The sequence below is a fragment of the uncultured Eubacterium sp. genome, from assembly GCF_934525195.1.
Lineage (GTDB): Bacteria > Bacillota > Clostridia > Oscillospirales > Acutalibacteraceae > Eubacterium_R.
This window is the reverse complement of sequence record NZ_CAKSZA010000009.1, coordinates 42810-65537: the sequence shown is the minus strand read 5'-3', so window position 1 is coordinate 65537 and position 22728 is coordinate 42810. Positions and strand designations below refer to the sequence as shown.

The following is a 22728-nucleotide window of genomic DNA, read 5'->3' as shown; positions in this document are numbered from 1 at the left end:
CTTGCCGTCTCGCTCTCTCGCTGACGACTTGTACATCTTACCACCTCATTACCCAAATGTCAACACTTTTTTTGAAAGTTTTTTCGCCTTTGAACACCCCTCCTCGTGTTCAGTATATTTAGTTGTTCAATGTGTCTACAATATCTGAGCACTTCTTAAAAATTCTACACAATATATATAAAACAGCCCTCGTTTTGCCTTAAATAGCTATCGGTTTAAAGTTTAATACTTTTTCGATTTTTTTATAAATCATTATAACATCGTCATAATTTATCGTTATATCGAAAAATCTTATTGACTCATTGGTGACTGTCAGAATATTTGCATTGTCATATCCCAAAGAAGCCGTGTTGTAATAAGCAACAGCTATGCCTACCAACAACACGACAACTGAAAGTAACAACATATTTATTACGCACTTCCTTGATTTCACACAATCATTCCTTTACATACTTCTCATTGAGCAATTCGCCAAGGGCATTGCCAAACAATCTTGCCGAATAACAAGCTTCATCCAAAGTGTTGGCATCTGTTCCGACTTCGAGCAGGAACGAATAATGCGTTTCGTACATATTATACTTTCGCTCGGAAAACAAAATCGGACGCATCAAACCGGGATAGAGTTCTTCGACCTTGTTCTGAACCTGCAAATCAAACTTCAGATTTTCTTCCCAATCAGGGAAGTTTTTAACCCTGTTATATTCGCAACCGGATATAATCATCATACGGGCAGCTTTTTTGCCGTTGATTTTTGCAGTCGGTTTTACCTTGGTTTTATTTGAATATGTAATATCATCACGGTGAACATCAATCGTAACTTCTATTGACGGATACTGCTCAAGATATTTTTCAATCGTTGCACGGGAGCTGTCGTATGATTTTGTGTAATTCTTATCGTGAATGGTTCTGTCGTGAATTACATTAAATCCATGTTTTTCGAGATAAGCGGTTAAATCATCTCCGACACGCACCATATTCCTTGCGGAATTGTTTGACCTCGCATCGGAGCTTATATAATAACCCGTATCCAGAAGAGAATACGCCTCGGTTGTGTGCGAATGATAAATAAGAACGGTCGGTTTTGACTTGTCATAAATCGTCAAATCGGAACCTTTATTGAGCAACGCTTTTATATTAGGAGAATAGAACGACCTTGGTATCTTGGTTTGAATTTGCAAATTGCCGTAAGACACGATTGTGCCTCCGCCTTGATAAGCTTCCTCACTTGTCTTGCCCTTTGATTTTGATTTCGTTGCCGTCTTTTTCGCCTTATTCATCAGCCGTGCAATATCCGAGGGTGTCTGCTGAATATTCGTATAGTCCTTGCTGTCCTTGGCACTTATACTGTTCATCACAGACTTTTCCTCTTGAGGTACGGTGTTAGTAGTATTCTCCTCCACAGCGGAACTACTATTTGAAAATGTTGCCTTTGCATTATTATAAATCAAGGCAGGCGAACCAAATTTCAAAATCGACAAGGAAAAAGCGGTGAGCGGTTTTTCAATCAGCGGAGAGAGGTTGACAATTATGCCAACTATTCCAAACAATATAATAGTATTAATTATTATAATTATAATATTCTTTTTCATTATAAGCACCATATATTAAACAATTTTTCACATCTAATTATATGATGCTGTTTTAATCATTATCCCACAAGAGCCAACAAATCCTCAACGCTCAAATTTTTTTGGAGGCAAACATTGATGCCCATACCGATGAGCTTTGCACCTTGCTGGCAAATTCGGTCAATTTCACGAGGAGTGACAAAAACATCATCATTAGTATTGCCAGAAATTATCCCGGTGCTGACAACGGTCGGTATTCCGATTGCAACAACAGGCACGCCGAGAGTTGCATTTGATATTTCATGCCTATGATTTCCGACACCGGAACCGGGAGAAATTCCCGAATCGGAAAATTGAATTGTTGTGCCGAGTCTTTCTGCCGAACCTGCCGCAAGAGCATCCACAGCGATAACGCACGAAGGCTTTATCTGTTCGACAATCCCCTTGATGATTTCGCAGGTTTCTATTCCCGTGTCACCAAGCACACCCGTGTTGACGCAAGACACGGGAAAAAGTGACGGCAAACCAATATCATTTTTTAAACTGTCTGAAATATGACGAGTTGCCAAAATGAAAGATGAAGTTGACGGTCCGAGAGAATCGGCAGTTATTTTTTTATTGCCCAAACCAACAACCAAAACCGATGACAAGTTTTTCGGCATAACGGATTTAAGCACGGTTGAAAACTCATTAAGTCTGCCGTCTAAAATATCGGTATCGTTCACAAATGAATTCACATCAAGTACAACATATTTTCCGACAGGTTTTCCAATGGCTTTTGAGCCGTTCTCGTTGAGCACTTCAACGGTTGTGATGTTGTTGTCCTCGGTAATCTTCACTCCCGACAAAGCCGTCTTTTCGTTTTCTTCATAGCATTCTACTGCCAAATCTGTGCGATTTATCACAAAAATCACTCCAAAACTAACTATTTTTACTAAAAGTATGCCCAAAAACAAAAAAATGCTTGCATTTTATTTAAACTTGTGATAATATAAATCAGCATTAAAAAGAAATTAGGCATCAATGCCTTTATATCCAGTTTCTCGATAAAGGAGTGAAAAAGAAATGGCAAACATCAAATCAGCAAAAAAGAGAGTTTTAGTAAACCAAGCAAAGGCTGCTAACAACAAGGCTCGTAACACAGCTCTTAAGACAGCTATCAAGAAGGCTAACACAGCTATCGAAACAAATGCTGACGATAAGGAAGTTGCAGTTAAGGAAGCTGTTAAGAAGATTGACCAGGCTGCTAACCACCACCTTATCCACAAGAATTGTGCTGCAAGAAAGAAGAGCAATCTTGTTTCAAAGCTCAACAAGGCATAAGTTAATATGATAAACATTTAAAGGTACCGAATCGGTACCTTTTTGTTTTGCCTTAAATATCAAACTCAACATTGTACTTTTTTATCCAAACATAAATCTGCACAATGTAAGCAAGCACCTGCGGTCCACGCATAAGCTGACCATACCACGGCTCGCCAAGGCTGTCGGGATTTGCAATCAAATCGGCAACTGCTGTTTTGTTCAGCATTTCATAAAGCGGGCAGCTTTTGTCATCCATAACTGCGTTAGTCATTTCAATAACTGTTTGGATATATTCGGGGTTAAATGTTTTTGGATAAGGACTCTTTTTTCGCCAAGTGATAATTTCGGGCAGTTCGTTTTCAAACGCTTTGCGGAGAATTCCCTTTTCTCTGCCGTTATATGCTTTTATGCTCCACGGCATATTGTAGGCATATTCAACTATTCTGTAATCGCAAAACGGCACACGAACCTCAAGAGATGCCTCCATACTCATTGCGTCTTTGCGCATAAGCAGAGTTTGCATAAACCAATCCATATTGAGCACAAACATTTCACGCATACGCTTTTCAGTTTTGCTGTCGGTGTCGAGAGTGCTCGTTTTTTTGATTGTTTGAAGATAAGCGTTGCGTGCGTATTCATCGCTGTGTTTCAAAAATCCGTCTGTCAAAATGCTGTGACGAACATCGGTTGTTCTGCTCCACGGGAAAGTGTCCTCAAACAAAATTTCTTTTCTGTGATACCACGGATAACCGCCAAAAATTTCATCTGCACATTCGCCTGACAAAGCAACCTTGTGACTTTTCACAACCTCTTTGCAAAACAGCAAAAGACTGCTGTCAACATCCGTAAATCCCGGACAACCTCTGGCAAAAGTGCTGTCAACAAGTGCATCGGCAACATCACGGTTTGAAAGCACAATGTTGTGATGGTCGGAATCGATATAATCGGAAATAAGCCCGATATAATCGCTGTCCTTGTTCGGCTGAAACAAACTTGATTTGAAATACTTGTCGTTGTCGACATAATCAACGGAATAAGTGTCGAGAACGCTGTTTCTGTCCGTCATATAATCGGAAGCGACCTTTGAAATAATCGAGCTGTCAAGTCCGCCGCTCAAAAAGGTACACACAGGCACATCAGACACAAGCTGTCGCTTGATAGCATCTGTAACAAGATAATGGATATGTTCCTCGGCTTGAGATTCGTTGTCGAGAAACTCACCCGCCTCAAGTTGCCAATATGTGCCAACGGTCAATTTGCCGTGCTTGTAGTACATATATGACGCAGGCGGCAGCTCCTTGATGTCACGAAAAACAGTTTTGCCGATAGTTTTTGCAGGGCCGAGCATAAAAATTTCATTCAATCCGTTTTCGTCACAAACAGGTTCAACGCCCTTGACCTTGAGCAAAGTGTCAATTCGTGACGCAAAAGCAAGTATTGAGCCTTTGTGCGAATAAAACAGAGGCTTAACGCCGATTCTGTCACGGCACAAAAACACTTCTTCGGTGTCGGTATTATAAATCGCAAAAGCAAAAATCCCGTTAAGCTTTTCAGCACAATGTTCCTGCCAAAGATGAAAACTTTTCAGCACAACCTCGGTGTCGCACGAAGTGTCAAACACATAACCGTGAAAACGAAGTTCTCGCCGAACCTCATCGGTGTTGTAGATTTCACCGTTATACACAATTATGTATTTGCCAAACCTCATAGGCTGACTTCCCTTTTCAGGGTCGATGATGCTCAACCGCCTGTGAACAAGCACCGCATTTCGGCTCACATACTCGCCCCTCGCATCAGGGCCACGCATTTTGAGCGAATCGCTCACCTGCCAAATCATCTTCTTTTCCTGTCTTAAATCAATGTCGTCACAGAGTATTCCTGCGATTCCGCACATAAAAATCACCTCGAAATATACTATGCAAAACGAAGCGAGAAGTCCATCAAAAAAAGTCAAAACTTTTTTAAAAAAATGCTTGACATTGAATGTCGTTTATGATATTATGTACAAGCGTTAAGGAAACGCTGGTGTAGCTCAGTTGGTAGAGCAGCTGATTTGTAATCAGCAGGTCAGGGGTTCAAGTCCGTTCACCAGCTCCACAGGGAGATAACCTCGGTTATCTCCCCAAATAATATGGAAGAGTTCCCGAGTGGCCAAAGGGAACAGACTGTAAATCTGTCGTCAATGACTTCGGTGGTTCGAATCCACCCTCTTCCACCAGAAGAAAGAGTAATCGTTTTGATTACTCTTTTTTTCTTTTATAAAATAGTTTTGCGGGTGGATGAAAACCACACACTACTCCCGCTTTGATGTTGAAATTCTATTCAAAACGTTCTATAATTTAATCAGAAATAAATTTGAAAGCGATGATAAAAATGCAGACATACACCTATATTTCACAAGGAAGATTTGAATTGACCGAAAAGCCGAAGCCTGTGATTATGCACGAGAGAGATGCTATTGTTAAGGTAACACTTGCAAGCATTTGTTCAAGCGACCTGCACATCAAGCACGGAAGCGTTCCCCGTGCTGTTCCCGGAATAACCGTGGGGCATGAAATGGTCGGAATCGTTGAGGAAGTTGGCAATGCGGTGACTACCGTTAAGCCGGGCGACCGTGTGACCGTGAATGTTGAAACCTTTTGCGGAGAATGCTTTTTCTGTAAAAAAGGATATGTGAACAACTGCACGGACAAAAACGGCGGTTGGGCACTCGGTTGCAGAATAGACGGCGGACAGGCTGAATATGTGCGTGTTCCGTTTGCCGACCAGGGCTTGAACAAAATCCCCGACAGCGTCACGGACAGGCAGGCTTTGTTTGTTGGTGATGTGCTTGCAACAGGATTTTGGGCAACACGAATTTCTGAAATCACAGAAGATGACACGGTGCTTATTATCGGTGCAGGTCCAACGGGAATTTGCACCTTGCTTTGCGTAATGCTAAAAAATCCGAAGCGTATCATTATGTGCGAAAAAGACGAAAGTCGAATCAAATTCATCACCGAGAATTATCCCGATGTGCTCACGGTTTCGCCGAATGAGTGCCTGAATTTTGTTCAGGCAAACAGCGAACACGGCGGTGCTGATGTTGTGCTTGAGGTTGCGGGTGCGGACTCCACATTCCGATTAGCATGGGAATGTGCTCGACCAAACGCAATTGTGACAGTTGTTGCGTTATATGACAAGGCGCAAACGCTCCCCCTCCCTGATATGTACGGCAAAAACCTGACCTTCAAAATCGGCGGAGTTGACGGTTGTGACTGTGAGGAAACTCTTGAACTTATCGCACAAGGAAAAATCAATACAGAACCACTCATTACTCACACATATCCGCTCAGCAAAATTGACGAAGCATACGACCTTTTTGAAAACAAAAAAGACGGTGTAATCAAAGTTGCCGTTGATTGCCAAAAATAATTTGCTAAAAACGCGCTGATTTTGAGCTAAAGCAACAAAAAAGACATTAAAAAATCTATTTGTGTACAAACTGTTTATATGCTATAATATACATCTGTTCTGTTGAAACATTTTTATGAACATTAACAGAGGACATAAAAATGAAAGGGGTACATAAAAAGAGATGAAAAAAACAGACTATGAAATCGTCAACATTATGGTGAATAACCGCTAACAATCAAAAAATATGTGTAAGATGAAAAAAATAATGTTCGTTTGCCACGGCAACATTTGTCGCTCGCCGATGGCAGAATTTATATTAAAAGATATGGTAAAACAAAAAGGATTGCAAAATGATTTTGTCATCTGTTCAAGTGCCACAAGCACGGAAGAGATTTGGAACGGAATCGGCAATCCTGTATATCCGCCGGCAAAAACCGTGCTCAACAGTCATGGAATCAACCCTGACGGCAAGCGTGCCGTGCAATTGACCAAAAGCGACTACGACAAATACGATTTGTTCATCGGTATGGACAGTGCAAATATTCGAAATATGAAGCGTATTTTAGACGGCGACCCTCAATACAAAATCCACAAGCTGATGAAATACACCGACAGCACCGCCGATGTGTCCGACCCTTGGTACACACGAGATTTTGACAGATGCTACAATGATATTCACAAAGGTTGCGAAGCACTGCTAAAATTTTTAATATAAAACGAACTCAAAGGGAAGTATCAAAATGATAAACAAATTGCATTTGGCAATGATAAATTTATACAACGGTGACGCAAAGAGAATTCAGCATTTTTGCAAAGTTCACAGCTATGCAAAACTCATTGCAGAAGCAGAAAATGTTGACGACGAAATATTATTTATAATTGAAACGGCAGCACTTACCCACGATATTGGAATTCATATTTGTGAAGAAAAATACGGGAATTGCAACGGAAAATTGCAGGAAAAAGAAGGACCGCCGATAGCAAAACAATTGCTGGAAAAATTAGGCTTTAATGACAAAGTATCCAATCGGGTGCAATATTTAATAGCGCATCATCATACATATGACAATATTGACGGAATCGACTATCAAATTCTTGTCGAAGCGGATTTTCTCGTAAATATGTATGAGGAAAATCTTTCAAAACAGGCTGTTCAAAATGCTTATGACAAAATTTTCAAAACCTCCTGCGGAAAGAGAATATGCAAAATTATGTTTAGACTTTAAATTGACAAGTTTTTCATAATTGCATAAATTTCACTCTAACCTTACACACTGAAAGTTCTACGCTATTAATACTAGTTTTTATGTATTCTTATTATCAACTGCAACAAAAATTGTAAAAATTTTTCAGTTGTAAAAATGGATACGGTACACAAAATAAACTTGCAAGGTGAAAGTGATGTTTTGCAAGGGCGAAAGCGTTTTTGTACAACACACGCCCTTGCAAATATCATTAAGCGAGGTGTATCAACAATGGCAAAGAACACAGTTCCAGAGGCTAAGGACGCTCTCAACCGCTTCAAGATGGAAGCAGCTAACGAGGTTGGTGTTAACCTTAAGCAGGGCTACAACGGCGACCTTACTTCTAAGCAAGCCGGTTCTGTCGGCGGTCAGATGGTCAATGTAATGTGTCCTGTACGAACTGTGCAATTTCAGCGTACAAATTGGGCTAAAAATAACCAACTTCAGCCGATTACATACGAATTTTGCATAGCTGTTTAGGAAAAAACGACCCTCGTAAGCACCTATGTATCATAATCATATAATGATTGAGGCTTACGATAAAAACCCACTGTTTTCAAGGGTTTCAAGCGTTTTTCAATAAAAAGCCAATTCAATAAAGTATAAAATAATCATCAAAATTTAAATAAGTGTTGTGTGTTCACAAAAAATGAGCCAAGAGGTATCCCCTCTCGGCTCATTTTTCAATCAGAATATTTATTATCTTCTTGAATTTTCAAAGAATGACGACAAGATTTCTTTTACATAATTATATCGTCTTGCATAGTTGTTAGGAACACGAATAAGCTGAAAATTATGTTCATCACATATTTGCTGCTTCTTTTTATCCCTTTCAATTACCTTAGTGTCGTTCGTATGCTCGTTACCATCAAGTTCAATCGCAAAAATAGGCAACAATTCTTTTCCTTCACGCTCATATACTATATAGTCAAATCTGCCTGTATAGAATAAATCATTCACTTGATTTGAAGAATTGAACACCTGCGAAATGGGAACCTCTTTTTTAATAACATATTTAGATTTTGTAATCATCATAGCATTTATTGCATGATTTAGTGTGTCTAAAAATGCTGTTTCAGTTTCGGTACTGTAAGGTTTAATTCCAAGCGCTCTTGATTCAGGCACACGCTCTGTTACGGTTGTTTTTCCGTTTAATCGAACATAATTACACAATTCAAACAAATCATCATCGTCTCCCGGATGATGAAGTCTGTTTAGTTGATCTTTGTCCCCTGCAATAACTAATTTTTCTTTAGCTCTTGACGTTGCAACATTTATAAGTTCCTTGTTATTCTTTAACCAAGAATATGTTTTTTCATGCGTCTTATCAGTAAGGGCTAACGAAAAAATTATTTCTTGTTTTTCATCTCCCTGAAATGCATGTACAGTTCCACAATCAACGTTGGTAATTCCGTTTTGATTTAATTCTTCTTGAATTATATTGCGTTGATTTACAAACGGTGTAATAACTGCAATCGTTTTGTCGGGGTGATTTTTAACATAATGAACAATTTCTTTTGCTTCGCTTTCGCTTGTATTTTTCAATGTTGTATCTTTTGAATGACATTCTATAAATTCAAGCGGTTGTTTTTCTTTGTCGGAAGACTGAACATTAAGTTTGTTATTGTAATACTTTTTATTATTAAATTCGATAATCTTCGGATGACATCTATAATGATAGCTTAGCAAAACTTCATCACTGACGGCGTCGGCAGAAAGAAAAGTTTGATAAACAGATTTGTTTTTATAATCGTATTCATCAGTAATGTTATATCTCTTTTTCAAAACCGAATTATTCTTTTCATCAAGTAAGATAACAGGTTTTAACTGTTGCGGATCGCCTACAAGCAAAAGCTGTTCACCCCTGATAATCGGAACAAGTGCTACCGCAGTATTACACTGACTTGCCTCATCCATAATAACCATATCAAAATATTGTTTTGGTTCTCCCAACCGATGAGCAGAAATATTTGTTGTTGCAACAATGGGAAATATCTTGAGAAATTTTTGAAAATTCTCATCATTTGAAAGATACTGATTTAATTGTTTTGCTGCTTCGTTTATGTCTTTAGTGAATATAATATCAGCAAGTTTCTCATATTTAGGCTCTGATAATCGTTTAATAAACTTAGCTGAAGTAAAATTCAAATACTTTAACAATTCAAGTCTGTCTTGTGTAATTAGTGGCTTAATATCATCCTCTGTAATTTCACCGATTTCTTTAAGTGCGCTGTTTACTTTAGCAAGCTGTTCTCCCTGCAAATCCGTGAGAAAAGTCAAGTTATTTGAAGAAGAAATCATTGTTCTTATCGTTTCTTTTCGTTCATTCATATCAAGCTTTTCTTCATATTTACGAAGCAAATCACTTAGAGCTTTTGTTTTGTGTTCTTCGTCATTCTTTTTTCTGTTCAATGACGAATCAAACACTTTCATAGAAGCAGTTATTTCAAACAAATGTCGTATTTGTTTAATTGCTTCTTTAAGTTTATTACCGTTTCCAAGACGGATTATCGGGAAAGGTATATCATTACCTTTATATTTAAGATGAGAAAGTTTTTGGTAAATCTCATCAACCGGATGATTATTATACGATGAAATCAAAACACTTTTGTTATTAAAAAATGCGGTGACAACTGTATTGAGAATGGTGTTTGTTTTTCCGCTTCCGGGAGGTCCTTGAACATACAAAACGGGATATTTCAAACCGTTATGTATTGCTAAAAGTTGGTCAAGGTTTACTTTATCGTTATATAAAGCCAAAGGGTAATTTTTAATTCTCCTTGGCTTAGCCGTTAAGTCACCAAAAAATGCTTTAATCGGATATGTCACCGTGTTATCTTCATACATTTTAAGAATGGCATCATACTCCTTATCAAGATTTATCGTGAAATCTCTTGATAAAGCCATAACATATGGCATATCATCAACACCGTTGTATTCAGGATTATTCTTAGTAATTAAATCTTTAATAAGTTCGGCATTTTCTTCAAACTTATCAAGTAATTGGAACTCGTCTGCATCAAGAAACCAATGAGCGCTTATCTTTACACCGTCAACTGTGAACTCACGACAAACAGATACTTCATCATCTTGTGTAAGGGTGCGGTTTTTTACATCAAACAAAAGCTTTTTATAAGCAAGTACATAAAGCCCTTTTTTAGTATGAATACTACATATATTCATACACAAAGATACTGAACGAGGCATTTTGTTTTGATTCTTATTTTTAGCATTATAATTATAAACTTTTACTAAATGTTCAAACTGTTCATTGCTTAAATTATAATCCCCTTCCCCAATGACATCCACATCAAGTTCATCAATTAGTTTATAATCATTTCGATATGGAGTGTTATCGAGTTTATTACATTCGCTATAATAATCAAGAAGCTTCAAATTTGTGACATTATTAAAAATAAACGAATACCTTGAGGAGTGTTCTTCAATATCCTCAATCAATTCAGAATTTATTTCATAAAATGAGCCTTCAATCAAATTGGCGTCAATTATAGAATCATAATACAAATTTAATTCTTTCATTTCCGATGTAGCGACATTAAGCCCATCAACAATGAGCAATTTTTTATACGGGTTTATGTTTTTAATTCCAATCCAATATTTTGTTACATTTTGCTGTTTATTCCTGTATTCCACAGCAATCCACTTACCTTCATGAATCGCTTTGAAAATATCTCTTGAAATCTTGTTTATGTCACTCACCTCCGAAACAAAAAATAAAACCCTACATTATTCTACATTAATTTGATATATAAATCAAGTTTCAGGTGATTGATTAGATTTATATACTCATTAAAAGAAAAGCGTTGGAGAACCAAATCTCCAACGCCCTTTTTATTGTGCATCATAATTTGTATCAATTATTATTTTCGGTAAAATTCAATCCTGACAAATCAATTTCATATTTCAGCGAAATTAGTGGTAAATGAAAAAGTAAATATAACGAATAAATTTGGAATACACATTATTCGCCGCTAAAAGTGGCACAGATTGCAAAAGTTTGTTGTAATTTTTGGCACGAACTATATTTGTAAATTTATAAATCGAACATTAGTAAAAGAAAACCTCTTTTGGTACAATTTGAGTATCAAAGGAGGTTTTTATTATGAATAATACATTATTTGAACAATTCGGCGGTACATATACCCAGCAGGGCGATTATCTTGCCTAATTTAACTTTACCGGCGGAAGAAGAAACCGATTATATCGAAGTATGGGAACAACGCAGGTTAAATTATTTAAAGCACCACCGCAAAGTTTTATATTATAATCTGCTCACTTCTGGCAAACTCCATTCCCACATTGCCGATACAGAGGAACAAGCCCAACAACTTTTTCTCCGGCTGGTAAATGAACTCGCCGAAAAAGAAAATGTAACCGAACAGCTAAAAGCAACCGACCAAATGAAATGGGTTCAGAAGATGAATAACATCCGTAGTAAAACAACTGAAATTGTGAATGCAGAGATTACATTCGTATAATAATTAAAGGTTTTTAAAATCACACCTCAATAATTCCGTTGTCCCGTTGCAATATATCCTTAATAGTAATTGCAACTACGCAAGGATACAAACACATAGTATCCTTTGTTATTGTCCACATTTGCCCACTTTCATCAGAATCAGCTCCATGATCAGCAGCATTGCGAATTTGACCTATGTAATCTATCATACCTCGATGTTTTTTAGATAAGCAAGAGGATAAGGCATCTCTTTTTTGGAGTATGCCGTTTTTACCTTTTAATGATACACTGTGTTTCTCCGAATACCTATCCAAAAAAGACTCAAAAGCGTTAGCTGCATATACTATTACGGCACGCATATCTGGTGTTTGAGCTTTAGATTTTTGGAACGCTTCCGAAAGGGGTTCCACAATTGTAGTGTTATTGATTGAATTATAGACAGTTTCACCAAAAAAATCTCTCAAAGATTTTTCAAAAACAGCACTTTCTGAGAGGCTGTGTTCCACAAGCGAATATATATTTTCTTCTTCTACAAAGCTGTACAGATTTGCACCCTCACTCTTTAAAGCTTTTGCATATGTCGCAATGCTTATCAAGGTGTTTTTTATATCTCTTTCATTCGATGATAGTGAGCATAATATTTTTGTCTGTTTACATGCTTGTTCAATAGACTTTGTAAAATTATAACGAACCTTAAATATTTTGTATGGTTGGTACTGTTCTAGTATCAATCTCATTATAACTGCTTTTTGATTATCAGATGTCGCTGTTACAAGCTTTTTTGCAAGAAACGAATTTACGGAATAACAATTTGAAGAAGCATTAAATGAAACCATTTCTAATTCAATAGCCATTTCAAGTGCCTTGTTTACCTGATCATCGGTTGCTATTCCAGTAAATTCAGCAACAAAATTTCTATCAGCATCCTGTCCTTTAGCAACAATAGCATCGACAACAGCAACAATATCCTCGGCAGTAGTTAAAACAATATTGTGTGCCATCCTATTACTCCCTTAGTATTAATCCGATAATCCTTTTATAAGTTTTTGTATTTTGTCTGTGAGTTCATCCATTTCTGACACCGAACAATTAATATTGATGTTAATTGTTATTGATTGTTCGGTTTGGATGTTTGTTACAGGATGAGGATTAGGACGAGTTGTTTGCAATGTATCCATTGTCTCATCAGTTACAATTTGCTCACTTTCTTCTGCTTCCATAATTTCAGTAACAGTTAGTTTTCCGTCAACTTCGTTAATGACATTAACTGATTTTAAAATTTCAATAACTGCATTTGCTCCTGTTCGATTTTTTGTTGTATCTTTCTGACCGGAAGAATAAATGATATGATTGAGAAAATTTGTTCTATCCATACCGTTTCTAATTCTAACAGCAGATACCATTCGGTTAAGAAAATCATTTTCTGCGATTATTTCTTTCCAAATCCTTTCAAGTTCATAATCAATTTTAGATATATAGGCTCTTCCTAGTGATCGCCCAATATCAGTAGCCGATTTTTTGTTTCCTTCGGTAATTAAGCCTATTTGAACCAAAAAACCATTATTACCACTTACAACAGTACGAGGAATTCCTGTCGATTGAGTAATGTCATCCAGGGACAACAAGATGCCCTCTTTTTCATTTGCGTATGCCTGAATAATTTTGATAATCTCTTCTAAAGAGGATGCGGGAAGTTTGAAAGTTTCTGCCATGATAAAAATCTCCTTTATAATTAATTTTATTTTTTTAATTTTGTGGCATATATGCTGTTTTATTAATTGATTTGTGAACTCCTATAAGAAAATAATAAAATCTAAAACATTCTTAGGATTTCACATGTATAGCAAATTTTCGTTAATAGCTAATGTTTTGTATTTTTTTGCTTTCTGCCTATTTTTTGTAATATACTGCATTAGATTTTGCAACTCTGCTATTGTTGAATTTAAAATTTACATGAAACTTCTGTGTTCCTTATTTGGATTCAGATATTTTAAGATATAGGTCATTAAGTTGAATTAACAATAGCGATATATTGTTTGCTTTTCGGTCATTTTAACCCTCCTTATAAAACAATATTTCCCACTTACCATATCTCTTGCCGCTTTCTCGGCGGATATAGTTTTTATCTTGCAGCGATTTCATAATTCGCTTGATCGTTGCAATGGATTTTCCGGTTGCTTCTGCAAGCTCTTGCTGTTTAATAGTTGGGTTCTTTGCCACTAATTCTAAAACTGCAAGCTCTTCTAAAGTACAGTCTAAAGTATCAAATTGATACTTTGAAACTTTGGAGTTGATACTTTGGGATTTGCTTTCGTCCACATAATCAATGTGCATATATCTGTTTTTCAGCTCATAATGCGTATCTAACAAAAGATTTGAAAAGAACATTTCCAAAAACTTCGTTGTGGAATGGATGCCTTTTTGCAGGTTATTATAATTAGCACGAACCAAAGCGTTGCGGAAATACCAAGAATACTTCTCGAATGCGTCGTTATTTACGCTAAAGCCGAATGTTTTCATATATTTTATCATAAATACGGCAGTTGCACGGGTATTTCCCTCGCTGAATGGGTGAATTTGCCAAATATCAGAGGCAAATTTTGCCAAATGCTTTACAGCCGCATCAACCGACAAGCCCTCATAAGAAAATTGCTTTTCGGTGGAAAAATCATAGTCCAAAGTTTCCTTAATACTATTCCAATCCGCATAGATGACTGTATCGCCGTTCAGAACCCACTCTTTCTTTGTGATGTTGTACTGCCTGACTTGTCCTGCGTGACTGAACACGCCCTCGAACAATCTGCGATGAATCGAAAGCCACTCGGCAGGAGAGAACTGAAACGCTTTTTCGCCTAATAACTTTGCAATTCTTGCCGAAACGATGTCTGCTTCTTTGGTTTCATTTTCCGTTTCGGTGCGTACAGAACGCTGCTCATAGTAACTGTGAATACGCTTTTGAGCCTCGTCGATTGTGATTTTACCCTCGATATGCTCTTTGGCGGTGTCTAACAAATAGTCAGAAGTATTCAGCCCGTCAACAGCCTGCAAACCAATGGCAGTTTGCCACGCTTCGCTTTTTTCGGCTTTGTCGGGTTCGCCTTGTTTTATATATTCTTCAAGTTCAAATTGCCAATTCTTATCGGGCATATTTGCACCTCTTTCTTACAATTCTTCAGCCTTAAAGGTTGTATATCCCTCATAATAGTAGCTGTGGTCGATACCTTTCATATAGACTTCTCTGCTGTTTATTTCGTCGGTAAGCGCACCTTTTAACAACACTTTAATCTCTACATCTTTAATCGGACTGCGTTCCATTGCGAGAAGATAATCTTCTTTATCCACCTTGCTCCAGTCTACTACTTTGCCGATTTCGTTTTTCAAGATATGGTCAAGCCAAATGCGAGTGCTTCGACCGTTGCCCTCACGAAACGGGTGTGCAATGTTCATCTCAACATATTTTTCTACTATCTCATCAAAATTTGATTGTGGCATTTTGTCGATGTTTTCAAGTGCCGATTGCAAGTACATAAGCGGCGCAAAGCGGAAATTACCTTTTACCATATTGACCGTGCGAATTTCTCCGGCAACGTCATAAATATCCTCAAAAAGGTGCTTGTGGATTGCCTGCAATGTTGCAAATTTACCTGCCAGAAGAGTATTGAGTAAGCCTGTTTCAAAAAGCTCAACAGCCTTTTTCTTGCTGATGCGTTCCTCTTCACGGGCAAGGTCGGCAGAACTTGTTAAACCTAATTTATTTTCAAGTGCCATATTGCACCTCCGTCATAATTACGATAGTATTTCACACCGAACTTTAACCATACAAAAATAACTATGCTATTGTAGAAATATAAAGATTTTCTTTATCTACCAATAATTGAACCGGTTTGTTACACAATTCATTTACTTTGTCAATATTTTCAATAAAAGGTCTAATAGAATTACTTTGACGTTCGATTAAGGAACTCATCTGTTTTCTCAACTTACCGGCATTTAATTCGTCTAATTTGTTGCCTGCTGCGATCAATGCTTCATCAGCTTGACCTTTACTGATAACCGGAATTTTCTCCACAAACTTGCCAACGGATGTGCTTGCCTTTGCAAAGCCTTTTAGCATTGACGACTGCACAGATGTTGATGAATAACTTTCTATTTCATCATAGCACTTCGTATATAATTCTCTGTAATTTAGAGAATGTTTTTCCAATTTTTCAGAAATCCCTGTTAAATAATCCTTGTCAAAGTTTCCTAAGAGCATTACTTCTAAGAATGACGAGAACCCAAGTAAGTATAAGGCAAGCTGATAATCCTTGAACTGGTCTTGAACCATCTGTAATTGCTTATTCCCGTTTGGTCACTATGAATAAAAGATTTCTTATTAACCTTTGCAATTATCTGCTCACGGTAAAAAGCAATTTTCTTTTCCGCTTCTTGCCTTATGTCAAGAACCTTTATATGATTACTGTTTTTATACATTTCATTGTTCCAGTTGTATTTGTAATTGTTAAACACATCAAACAAGAAATTTAAATCACCCTTTAAGTCGGCTTTTTCTTTCTGAACAAGAAAGTCCATCATCTCTTTCTGCATATCTTGAATAGCGTCAAGTTTCTTTTCAACATTCGCTAATGCTGCTGCCATAAATATCATTGTCGGGTCGCAAGCAAGAGGCGTCATTTTTGCCTGACCGCCACCAACCATACCGGTTGAAGTCTGTAATGAGCCAATAAAGTTATTTGTGCCTTTCATCTGGAACATTGTTTTTCCGGCAGTATTCACATAATAAATTCCGCTTCCACCGGCTCTGTTCACTGCCGTTTGAACAGCTGTTGTAAGTGGCTGAAACGCTGTGCCATATGCGGCAAGCCTTGAAAGCGGCAATGATGTATAGTTCGATACACCAACCTCAGATTCTTTCAACATGGGATAGATTGAAGTGTTGTTCATCATTTGCAATATTTCATTATCTTTATTTTCTTGCATTTTATTATTTAGAGTAATTATATCGTCCATTATTGTCACCCTTTTATATAATCAAAAAATTTACCTGTCGGAAGAGTATTGAGTAAGCCCGTTTCAAAAAGCTCAACGGCCTTTTTCTTGCTGATGCGTTCCTCTTCACGAGCAAGTTCGGCAGAACTTGTCAGTCCTAATTTATTTTCAAGTGCCATATTGCACCTCCGAAATTTGATTATTTATCCGCTGCAATACCGGATTTCATCCAAGCGTCAATTTCGCTGACTTTGAATTTCCAAAGGCGTCCGATTTTTGCTGCGGGCATATTTCTTCTTTCTATCCAATCAAGTACGGTATCACGGCTGACGCCAAGATATTCGCATATTTCTTTCATTGAGTACCAGCGCTCGATGTTAGAATCCATTAGATTTTCCTCGCTTTCAGATAGTTACAATTATACAAGTTTAGTATATCACACAGAATGCTTAAAAGCAATGATTATTGCGGATTTATAAGGGAAAAGCAAGAAAAAATCAAAACAAAACGGAGCTGTTACTCAAACGGCTCCGTAAGGTTAATTATAGTTATTTGTTTTTCTTGATTCTATTCGGGAAACTACTCTCAAGCATAAGGTTGAACACAACAGGAAGCGGCGAAAAAGAAAAAATAGTTTCAAAATTAAATGAACTGCTTACATAAACATAAACGAGTTGAGAAATTGTATTCCTCAACTCCTTTTGTTTATAGTATAGTTCAATTTTACGGCAAAATTTCGAGCCAATAGCCGTCCGGGTCCTCAATGAAATAGATACCCATTTCAGGATTTTCAAAGCAGATACAACCCATTTCTTCGTGCTTTTTATGTGCCGAGTCAAAATCATCTGCCTTAAATGCCAAATGGAACTCACATTCACCCAAATCGTACGGCTGCGGATGTTCTTTAAGCCAAGTAAGTTCAAGTTCAAAATCGCTTGAATCATTGCTCAAATAAACGATAATAAAATCGTCGGTGGTTTTTCGTCTGACCTCGTGCAAATCAAGCGCATCGGCATAAAACTTAATCGACCTATCCAAATCGGAAACATTATAGTTTTCATGAATCATTCTAAAGCTCATATTTTTTCTCCTTTTGCTGATTCTGTGTTTTTTATTCGTGATTTATACTGCGGATATTCGGTGATAAACCTATCAATCACGCTCGGCTCGTTCCAATAATGCATTGGAAAAACGGCATTGCAATCGACATGTTTCAAAAAATAAAGCATACCGTCGGCATAATGCTCCTCCTGCCGTGGGTCAATGGGAACGAATGCAGCATCAAAATGAGCGCCCTTGATTTTGTCAATCTCTGCACGGTACATGGAGCTCATATGGCGGTTATCGGCTTCCGTCTCACCCTCCCAATACCAATCGTTCAAATCACCTGCGTGGTAAATTACACCCTCGCTTGTCTCGACGATAAAAGCAACACCGCTGTCGGTTGAAAGAAGCGTACTAACCTGTGTGCCGTTGTCAAGAATATAGGTTTGATCGTGATAAGCCGTCGTGACTTTCACACCGACAGGATACTTCTTTTTGCTGATGTCCTTTGCCAAAACAGCCTGATAATTCACACCCATATCATCAAGAATTTCAAAAATTTTCGGATTGAAATGATCTTGGTGAAAGTGACTGCAAAAGACGACAACTTCCTTGCTTTTGTCAAGCCTCGGAATCTCGCCTTTGTAGTAATCAAAAACATAGTAGCAGTTCTCGGTTTCAACCAAAAAACCACTGTGGTTAATGTATGTTATTTTCATAATCCACCTCTGCAAATTCGGGATTTTGAGCAACAGTCAAATTTCTTCAATTCCCAAGCTTTTCAAATACTCATAAGTTCCATTGTAATACTCCGGCAGACGTGTGCTGTCTTCCCAAAAGCCGGTAGAGGTCTTATTGTCATTACCATACGGCACACAAATCACCATACCCGACCTTGCACGAGTTAGTAAAACGCGATATGCATTGAGCATATATTTTTGCAATTCTTTTTTATTTTCGCTATCTGCTGCGATTTGCTCATTCCATTTTGAATGGCCGTTGAATTTGTAAAAATGCCACTCTCCATTTTCATATCGCATATCGGCGTCCCAAAGCAAACACGTATAATCTAATTCCAATCCTTGAACTTGAATTTCTGTTGCGGCATCCTCAAGATAATTTGAAGATCTGGTATCCACTTTATCATCCAAAAACCAATGAACTGCATTTTCATCGCCGGAAGGCAATATATGAATTCCAAGTGGCTTGAAACGAGCAGATTCTTTTGTCACTAATACGCCTGTTCGCTCGCTACCTCTTACTTTTTGATGCAACCAGCTTTTAGCTTTTTGAATATCTCGTGTTAAAACAATCGGATACTTATCTTTGATTTCTTGATACAATTCTGCCGCATTATCTTCAAAACTCAACAATGAATGAACAAAGGCGGACAATTTTTCTGCTCTAAAAGATCTTAAAGATACACCAAGATGCAAATCATCTGAATATGTAACATGATTATTCTTTTCTAAAAGTTCGTTTACTTTACCTTCTGCATATTCAGCTTCGGTCAATTTTGGTGAAATATACACCTTCCAATCAGGGAAAGTATGATTTAAGGCGTTAATCCATTCTGAAATACCGGCTTCACCGGTGTTTATTTCTTGACCACCGCCAACTAAACAAACAATAGTAGCCCAATCTTCTCTTTGATCTAATGACCAAATCAAAAATTCCGCTTCTGACATTGGGAAATTAGGCACTTTTAATTTGTTGCCATAAGTACCGCCTCGTTTAAGATAATCTGCTAACCTTTTATGTGTCCACGAGCGTTGCGCTTCGTCAAATATTGCAACATGCTCCACTTCACCAAAGCCGGATTTTTCCAACTTAATTGCTTTTTCAGGATCAATTTCCAAGACACCGTTCTCAACAGGATTTTTTATCTTAGCAAGCATGTTGTCACGGTATCTGTGAATCATTTGGATAGACTTGCTAACTTCTCTTCTGGAGTCTGTAAGCTTCTTTTTCTCACCGGACGCTATACATTTTTTACGATTATCCTGTGCAAGAGCTTCGGTTAAAACTGCGACCAAAGGTCCATTGCCCGAAAGGTACACTGCACCTTCGTCTTCAACAGGAACATCTTGTCCTTGATAAGTTTGTTTAATTGCTACATCAAGTCCAACAAGTGTTTTGCCTGCTCCCGGAACACCGGTTACAAAGCAAATGCTCTTTTCTCCGTTTATTTTACTATCGTTTATCACCTTGAGAATATAGGATATTGTTCTGTCAGTTGAAACTTTATCCGCCTCATGCCTTGTTATATTTTCGACGGAATGATTTTCATACAGAGACCTTGCCGCTTCAATGATTGTCGGCGTTGGTGCATAAGGACTTATAATCCAATTATCATCAACTTTTGACTCGTTTGGATAGCGGAAAAGTATTTTAGAAAGCACTTCTAATAATCCGGTTTTGCCTGTAACTAACGGATTGACAACCTTATCATCATAGATAGACATTTGAATTATATCTGTATGATTTTTATACTCTGTTGCAATCAATACAGGAACTATAATTTTATCTTCGCTCAGCTTATGAAAATTTTTCAAATCGAGAGCATAATCAAGCACTTGGTCAATATCATTTTCAATAATGTTTTTCTCGCCATTCTTAAATTCCAAGCAAAAAATGATTCCATTTAAGAGAAGAACAACATCAACCCTCTTGCCTAATCGTGGTATGTCGTATTCAAATATAATTTTGCCATCATAATTTTCTAATTGCGAAATTACGTCTTGCATAATCGTAATTTCATTCTTCCACGCTTCAATCGTTGTGGTCAAAGCGTTACCATGATAGCGGTCACACAATTCCCCTAATATTGCATTTGCGTCTTCATTTATAAATTCATCAAAACTATTATTATATAAGCATCGTGGATTGTTATTCATACTTCTTCCTCGATTCCATAGTCATATCTTAATGTGATTATTATATCATAATTCGATTCTACAAACAACATCGCAAACGACAAACGAGTAATTTTTAGTACTAAGTCAAATATTTTTTCTAAAACATATCAAAAATACTTACTTCTCTAAATAACAAATCATTACATATATTAGTGATATAGCTTTATAATGCATAATGCAAATTGATTTGTATTTGTACCCGTAACACATATACAACCTGTTTATTGCGTACGTTTCCCGAATAGCAAACTAATAAAAAATTAAGTTTTTCAAAAACGTTCTATTTAATCCTTTTTGATACTTAATAAAACACAAAATTAAATTAAAAACTGTATTCTTCTAAGATGCGATTAAATTCATCAAATGTAACAATAGGAAAATCTATTGTTTTATATCGCGATATAAAAAGTTTGTTTGTTACCATATAAGGCTTAATTGTATATTCAGAAATCGATATATCAAAAGAAGATAAAATTTTTGAAAAATTATTGTTCATATAATCTATTCTTCTTTGAAATTTTTCATCATCTTTATGTTGAAAGAAAAAGCTCTTTTGTTGCATTTGATCTTCATATATGGAACCCACTTTTTGCAACACTTTACTTTCGATTATCCAAATAGTTTTACCCTTGTCATCTATTGCAAAAACATCATAATCTCCAAGTTCCTCAGGATAGCCGGATTTCGGAAAACGTTTATTTAAGTCGACTTCATATTCAACAAAACAAAATCCTCTATTTTTAAACAATTCCGCAATATCTTTAACCATTTCATCTTCATATCTTTTCTTCCATGATTTAAGAACGGATATTAGATTAGGTAAACCTATCTCAAAAGGCAGATACCAATCAGTAATTCCACTAATCCATAAAGTACGAAGATTGCTTAAAGCAACCGGCGTAAACACCAAATTTTCATTTTGAATAATCAATGGTTTTACATCAAAACGATTGTTTCTCTTTTCCCTGTCCCAAATTGGCAAAATATCAGTTTGCTTATTTTCGAGAGTTTTTAACAAAGATTCGTTCAATGTAATAAAATCTACGGTATTGCTTATCTCAAACTCATCATCAATTCTAATTTCAAGATTTGAATTAAATGCTTCTATCAATGCACTTTTTTCAACAGAAAAAACATTTGTATATATTTCTGTTGCTACATTGTCCTCAATTAGTCCCAATTGTATATATTCCAAAAGAAGAATTAGTAATTGAAAATCAATTCCTGTATCATTTTTAAATTGTTGAATAGCTTCTCTAAAGAATTCAGCATCTTCATCATCATTTTTTATATGATAATCATTTGTATTATACTTTCTTAATAAAATATCGTCATATATTTTCCTTGAGTCATCTTCAAAAACTGTATCTATTTTATATTCAGAATCAACTTCAATATATAAATCAAAATCTGTATAATAACAAGTGTCCGCATTATCTTGCAACACAACAAGCCAATTTGCAAACCCAATTAAATATTCAAAATCTTCTTTTGAACATTTTTTTAAGGCGTCGCATCTTTCAACGACCAAATTTGATTCAAGAAAATATTTTGCTGTATCGGCATTTCTTCTATATTCTTCTCTTATATTTCTTGTCTTATGTTCAAATTCTTCTTGAACAGAAGCATCTAAATCCTTAAATCCTAAATACCTTTTATAATTTACAATAACACCATTTTGTTGAATAGCATAATAATCTAATATTCGTTTATTTAATTCTTCTTTGTCATATAAAGAAATATATTTCTCAAATACTTGAACAGCCGTATTTTGCATGGTTCTA

The 22728-nt window shown here is 36.6% G+C and carries 20 protein-coding genes, 2 tRNA genes and 2 pseudogenes; 8 read left to right on the top strand and 16 right to left on the bottom strand.

Features of this window, described 5'->3' with window-relative positions; all coding sequences use genetic code 11:
* Positions 1–199 precede the first annotated feature (199 nt).
* From Q0E03_RS08745 to gpr, 3 genes are read right to left on the bottom strand one after another with little or no spacing between them, the layout of a single operon-like run.
* The gene (locus Q0E03_RS08745; protein ID WP_297131777.1) at positions 200–406 is read right to left on the bottom strand and encodes a hypothetical protein; all 207 of its coding nucleotides are present in this window, start codon (positions 404–406) and stop codon (positions 200–202) included.
* Between the two features lie 31 nt (positions 407–437).
* Positions 438–1589, bottom strand: a complete 1152-nt coding sequence (spoIIP, locus tag Q0E03_RS08740; protein WP_297131775.1) for a stage II sporulation protein P — start codon at positions 1587–1589, stop codon at positions 438–440.
* Positions 1590–1648: 59 nt separating this feature from the next.
* A complete protein-coding gene (gene gpr, locus Q0E03_RS08735; RefSeq protein ID WP_297131773.1) occupies positions 1649–2473 on the bottom strand; it encodes a GPR endopeptidase in 825 nt (274 codons plus the stop codon).
* Between the two features lie 160 nt (positions 2474–2633).
* On the opposite strand from gpr, the gene rpsT reads away from it, so the two are divergent.
* Complete coding sequence (gene rpsT / locus Q0E03_RS08730; RefSeq protein WP_078769088.1) at positions 2634–2891, top strand: 30S ribosomal protein S20; 258 nt, start codon at positions 2634–2636, stop codon at positions 2889–2891.
* A 52-nt stretch (positions 2892–2943) separates the two neighbouring features.
* Here the strand turns inward: rpsT and asnB are convergent, their stop codons facing one another.
* The gene (asnB, locus tag Q0E03_RS08725; RefSeq protein ID WP_367270261.1) at positions 2944–4827 is read right to left on the bottom strand and encodes an asparagine synthase (glutamine-hydrolyzing); all 1884 of its coding nucleotides are present in this window, start codon (positions 4825–4827) and stop codon (positions 2944–2946) included.
* Between the two features lie 67 nt (positions 4828–4894).
* Here asnB and Q0E03_RS08720 point away from each other — a divergent pair.
* The 6 genes and pseudogenes from Q0E03_RS08720 to Q0E03_RS08695 all read left to right on the top strand — a co-directional run.
* Positions 4895–4970 (top strand) — tRNA-Thr (locus Q0E03_RS08720).
* 36 nt (positions 4971–5006) lie between these two features.
* Positions 5007–5091, top strand: a tRNA-Tyr gene (locus tag Q0E03_RS08715).
* A 155-nt stretch (positions 5092–5246) separates the two neighbouring features.
* Positions 5247–6287, top strand: a complete 1041-nt coding sequence (locus Q0E03_RS08710; protein ID WP_297131780.1) for an alcohol dehydrogenase — start codon at positions 5247–5249, stop codon at positions 6285–6287.
* 235 nt (positions 6288–6522) lie between these two features.
* Complete coding sequence (locus Q0E03_RS08705) at positions 6523–6984, top strand: low molecular weight protein-tyrosine-phosphatase (protein ID WP_297131770.1); 462 nt, start codon at positions 6523–6525, stop codon at positions 6982–6984.
* Positions 6985–7009: 25 nt separating this feature from the next.
* Positions 7010–7495 (top strand): HD domain-containing protein, encoded by a 486-nt coding sequence (locus Q0E03_RS08700; RefSeq protein ID WP_297131767.1) that lies wholly within the window; start codon positions 7010–7012, stop codon positions 7493–7495.
* A 249-nt stretch (positions 7496–7744) separates the two neighbouring features.
* Positions 7745–7891 (top strand): annotated as a pseudogene (locus Q0E03_RS08695) (alpha/beta-type small acid-soluble spore protein); the annotation flags it as partial.
* Between the two features lie 321 nt (positions 7892–8212).
* On the opposite strand, the gene Q0E03_RS08690 reads toward Q0E03_RS08695, so the two are convergent.
* A complete protein-coding gene (locus tag Q0E03_RS08690) occupies positions 8213–11167 on the bottom strand; it encodes an AAA domain-containing protein (RefSeq protein WP_297131764.1) in 2955 nt (984 codons plus the stop codon).
* A 485-nt stretch (positions 11168–11652) separates the two neighbouring features.
* Between Q0E03_RS08690 and Q0E03_RS08685 the strand changes: the two genes are divergently transcribed.
* Complete coding sequence (locus Q0E03_RS08685; RefSeq protein ID WP_367270260.1) at positions 11653–12012, top strand: TnpV protein; 360 nt, start codon at positions 11653–11655, stop codon at positions 12010–12012.
* Positions 12013–12031: 19 nt separating this feature from the next.
* On the opposite strand, the gene Q0E03_RS08680 is transcribed toward Q0E03_RS08685, so the two are convergent.
* The 11 genes and pseudogenes from Q0E03_RS08680 to Q0E03_RS08630 all read right to left on the bottom strand — a co-directional run bounded on the left by Q0E03_RS08680 (position 12032) and on the right by Q0E03_RS08630 (position 20923).
* Positions 12032–12994: a hypothetical protein gene (locus Q0E03_RS08680; RefSeq protein ID WP_297131761.1), complete on the bottom strand. Its 963-nt coding sequence runs from the start codon at positions 12992–12994 to the stop codon at positions 12032–12034.
* An 18-nt stretch (positions 12995–13012) separates the two neighbouring features.
* Positions 13013–13705: a hypothetical protein gene (locus Q0E03_RS08675; protein WP_297131758.1), complete on the bottom strand. Its 693-nt coding sequence runs from the start codon at positions 13703–13705 to the stop codon at positions 13013–13015.
* Between the two features lie 340 nt (positions 13706–14045).
* Positions 14046–15140 (bottom strand): Fic family protein, encoded by a 1095-nt coding sequence (locus tag Q0E03_RS08670; protein WP_297131755.1) that lies wholly within the window; start codon positions 15138–15140, stop codon positions 14046–14048.
* Between the two features lie 15 nt (positions 15141–15155).
* Positions 15156–15761 carry a protein adenylyltransferase Fic gene (fic, locus tag Q0E03_RS08665; protein WP_297131752.1) on the bottom strand — a complete coding sequence of 202 codons (606 nt, stop codon included), beginning with the start codon at positions 15759–15761 and terminating at the stop codon, positions 15156–15158.
* Positions 15762–15822: 61 nt separating this feature from the next.
* On the bottom strand, positions 15823–16248 hold the full coding sequence (locus Q0E03_RS08660) for a hypothetical protein (RefSeq protein ID WP_297131748.1): 426 nt from the start codon (positions 16246–16248) through the stop codon (positions 15823–15825).
* A gap of 5 nt (positions 16249–16253) precedes the next feature.
* Positions 16254–16973, bottom strand: a complete 720-nt coding sequence (locus Q0E03_RS08655; protein ID WP_297131745.1) for a hypothetical protein — start codon at positions 16971–16973, stop codon at positions 16254–16256.
* 56 nt (positions 16974–17029) lie between these two features.
* A pseudogene (locus tag Q0E03_RS08650) lies at positions 17030–17161 on the bottom strand (cell filamentation protein Fic); the annotation flags it as partial.
* Between the two features lie 20 nt (positions 17162–17181).
* Positions 17182–17370: a helix-turn-helix domain-containing protein gene (locus Q0E03_RS08645; protein WP_022074379.1), complete on the bottom strand. Its 189-nt coding sequence runs from the start codon at positions 17368–17370 to the stop codon at positions 17182–17184.
* A gap of 335 nt (positions 17371–17705) precedes the next feature.
* Positions 17706–18062 (bottom strand): VOC family protein, encoded by a 357-nt coding sequence (locus tag Q0E03_RS08640; RefSeq protein WP_297131743.1) that lies wholly within the window; start codon positions 18060–18062, stop codon positions 17706–17708.
* Positions 18059–18745: an MBL fold metallo-hydrolase gene (locus tag Q0E03_RS08635; protein WP_297131740.1), complete on the bottom strand. Its 687-nt coding sequence runs from the start codon at positions 18743–18745 to the stop codon at positions 18059–18061. Before Q0E03_RS08635 ends, Q0E03_RS08640 begins: the two co-directional genes overlap by 4 nt.
* Before the next feature lie 36 nt (positions 18746–18781).
* A complete protein-coding gene (locus Q0E03_RS08630) occupies positions 18782–20923 on the bottom strand; it encodes a DNA/RNA helicase domain-containing protein (protein WP_297131737.1) in 2142 nt (713 codons plus the stop codon).
* Positions 20924–22728 lie beyond the last annotated feature (1805 nt).

Coding starts and splice junctions, on each gene's coding strand:
- Q0E03_RS08645 (WP_022074379.1), bottom strand. CDS start 17,370: ATGGATTCTAACATCGAGCGCTGGTACTCAATGAAAGAAATATGCGAA.
- Q0E03_RS08680 (WP_297131761.1), bottom strand. CDS start 12,994: ATGGCACACAATATTGTTTTAACTACTGCCGAGGATATTGTTGCTGTT.
- Q0E03_RS08700 (WP_297131767.1), top strand. CDS start 7,010: ATGATAAACAAATTGCATTTGGCAATGATAAATTTATACAACGGTGAC.
- Q0E03_RS08705 (WP_297131770.1), top strand. CDS start 6,523: ATGAAAAAAATAATGTTCGTTTGCCACGGCAACATTTGTCGCTCGCCG.
- Q0E03_RS08635 (WP_297131740.1), bottom strand. CDS start 18,745: ATGAAAATAACATACATTAACCACAGTGGTTTTTTGGTTGAAACCGAG.
- Q0E03_RS08670 (WP_297131755.1), bottom strand. CDS start 15,140: ATGCCCGATAAGAATTGGCAATTTGAACTTGAAGAATATATAAAACAA.
- fic (WP_297131752.1), bottom strand. CDS start 15,761: ATGGCACTTGAAAATAAATTAGGTTTAACAAGTTCTGCCGACCTTGCC.
- Q0E03_RS08675 (WP_297131758.1), bottom strand. CDS start 13,705: ATGGCAGAAACTTTCAAACTTCCCGCATCCTCTTTAGAAGAGATTATC.
- Q0E03_RS08630 (WP_297131737.1), bottom strand. CDS start 20,923: ATGAATAACAATCCACGATGCTTATATAATAATAGTTTTGATGAATTT.
- rpsT (WP_078769088.1), top strand. CDS start 2,634: ATGGCAAACATCAAATCAGCAAAAAAGAGAGTTTTAGTAAACCAAGCA.
- Q0E03_RS08640 (WP_297131743.1), bottom strand. CDS start 18,062: ATGAGCTTTAGAATGATTCATGAAAACTATAATGTTTCCGATTTGGAT.
- Q0E03_RS08660 (WP_297131748.1), bottom strand. CDS start 16,248: ATGCTCTTAGGAAACTTTGACAAGGATTATTTAACAGGGATTTCTGAA.
- Q0E03_RS08710 (WP_297131780.1), top strand. CDS start 5,247: ATGCAGACATACACCTATATTTCACAAGGAAGATTTGAATTGACCGAA.
- spoIIP (WP_297131775.1), bottom strand. CDS start 1,589: ATGAAAAAGAATATTATAATTATAATAATTAATACTATTATATTGTTT.
- Q0E03_RS08745 (WP_297131777.1), bottom strand. CDS start 406: ATGTTGTTACTTTCAGTTGTCGTGTTGTTGGTAGGCATAGCTGTTGCT.
- Q0E03_RS08655 (WP_297131745.1), bottom strand. CDS start 16,973: ATGCAAGAAAATAAAGATAATGAAATATTGCAAATGATGAACAACACT.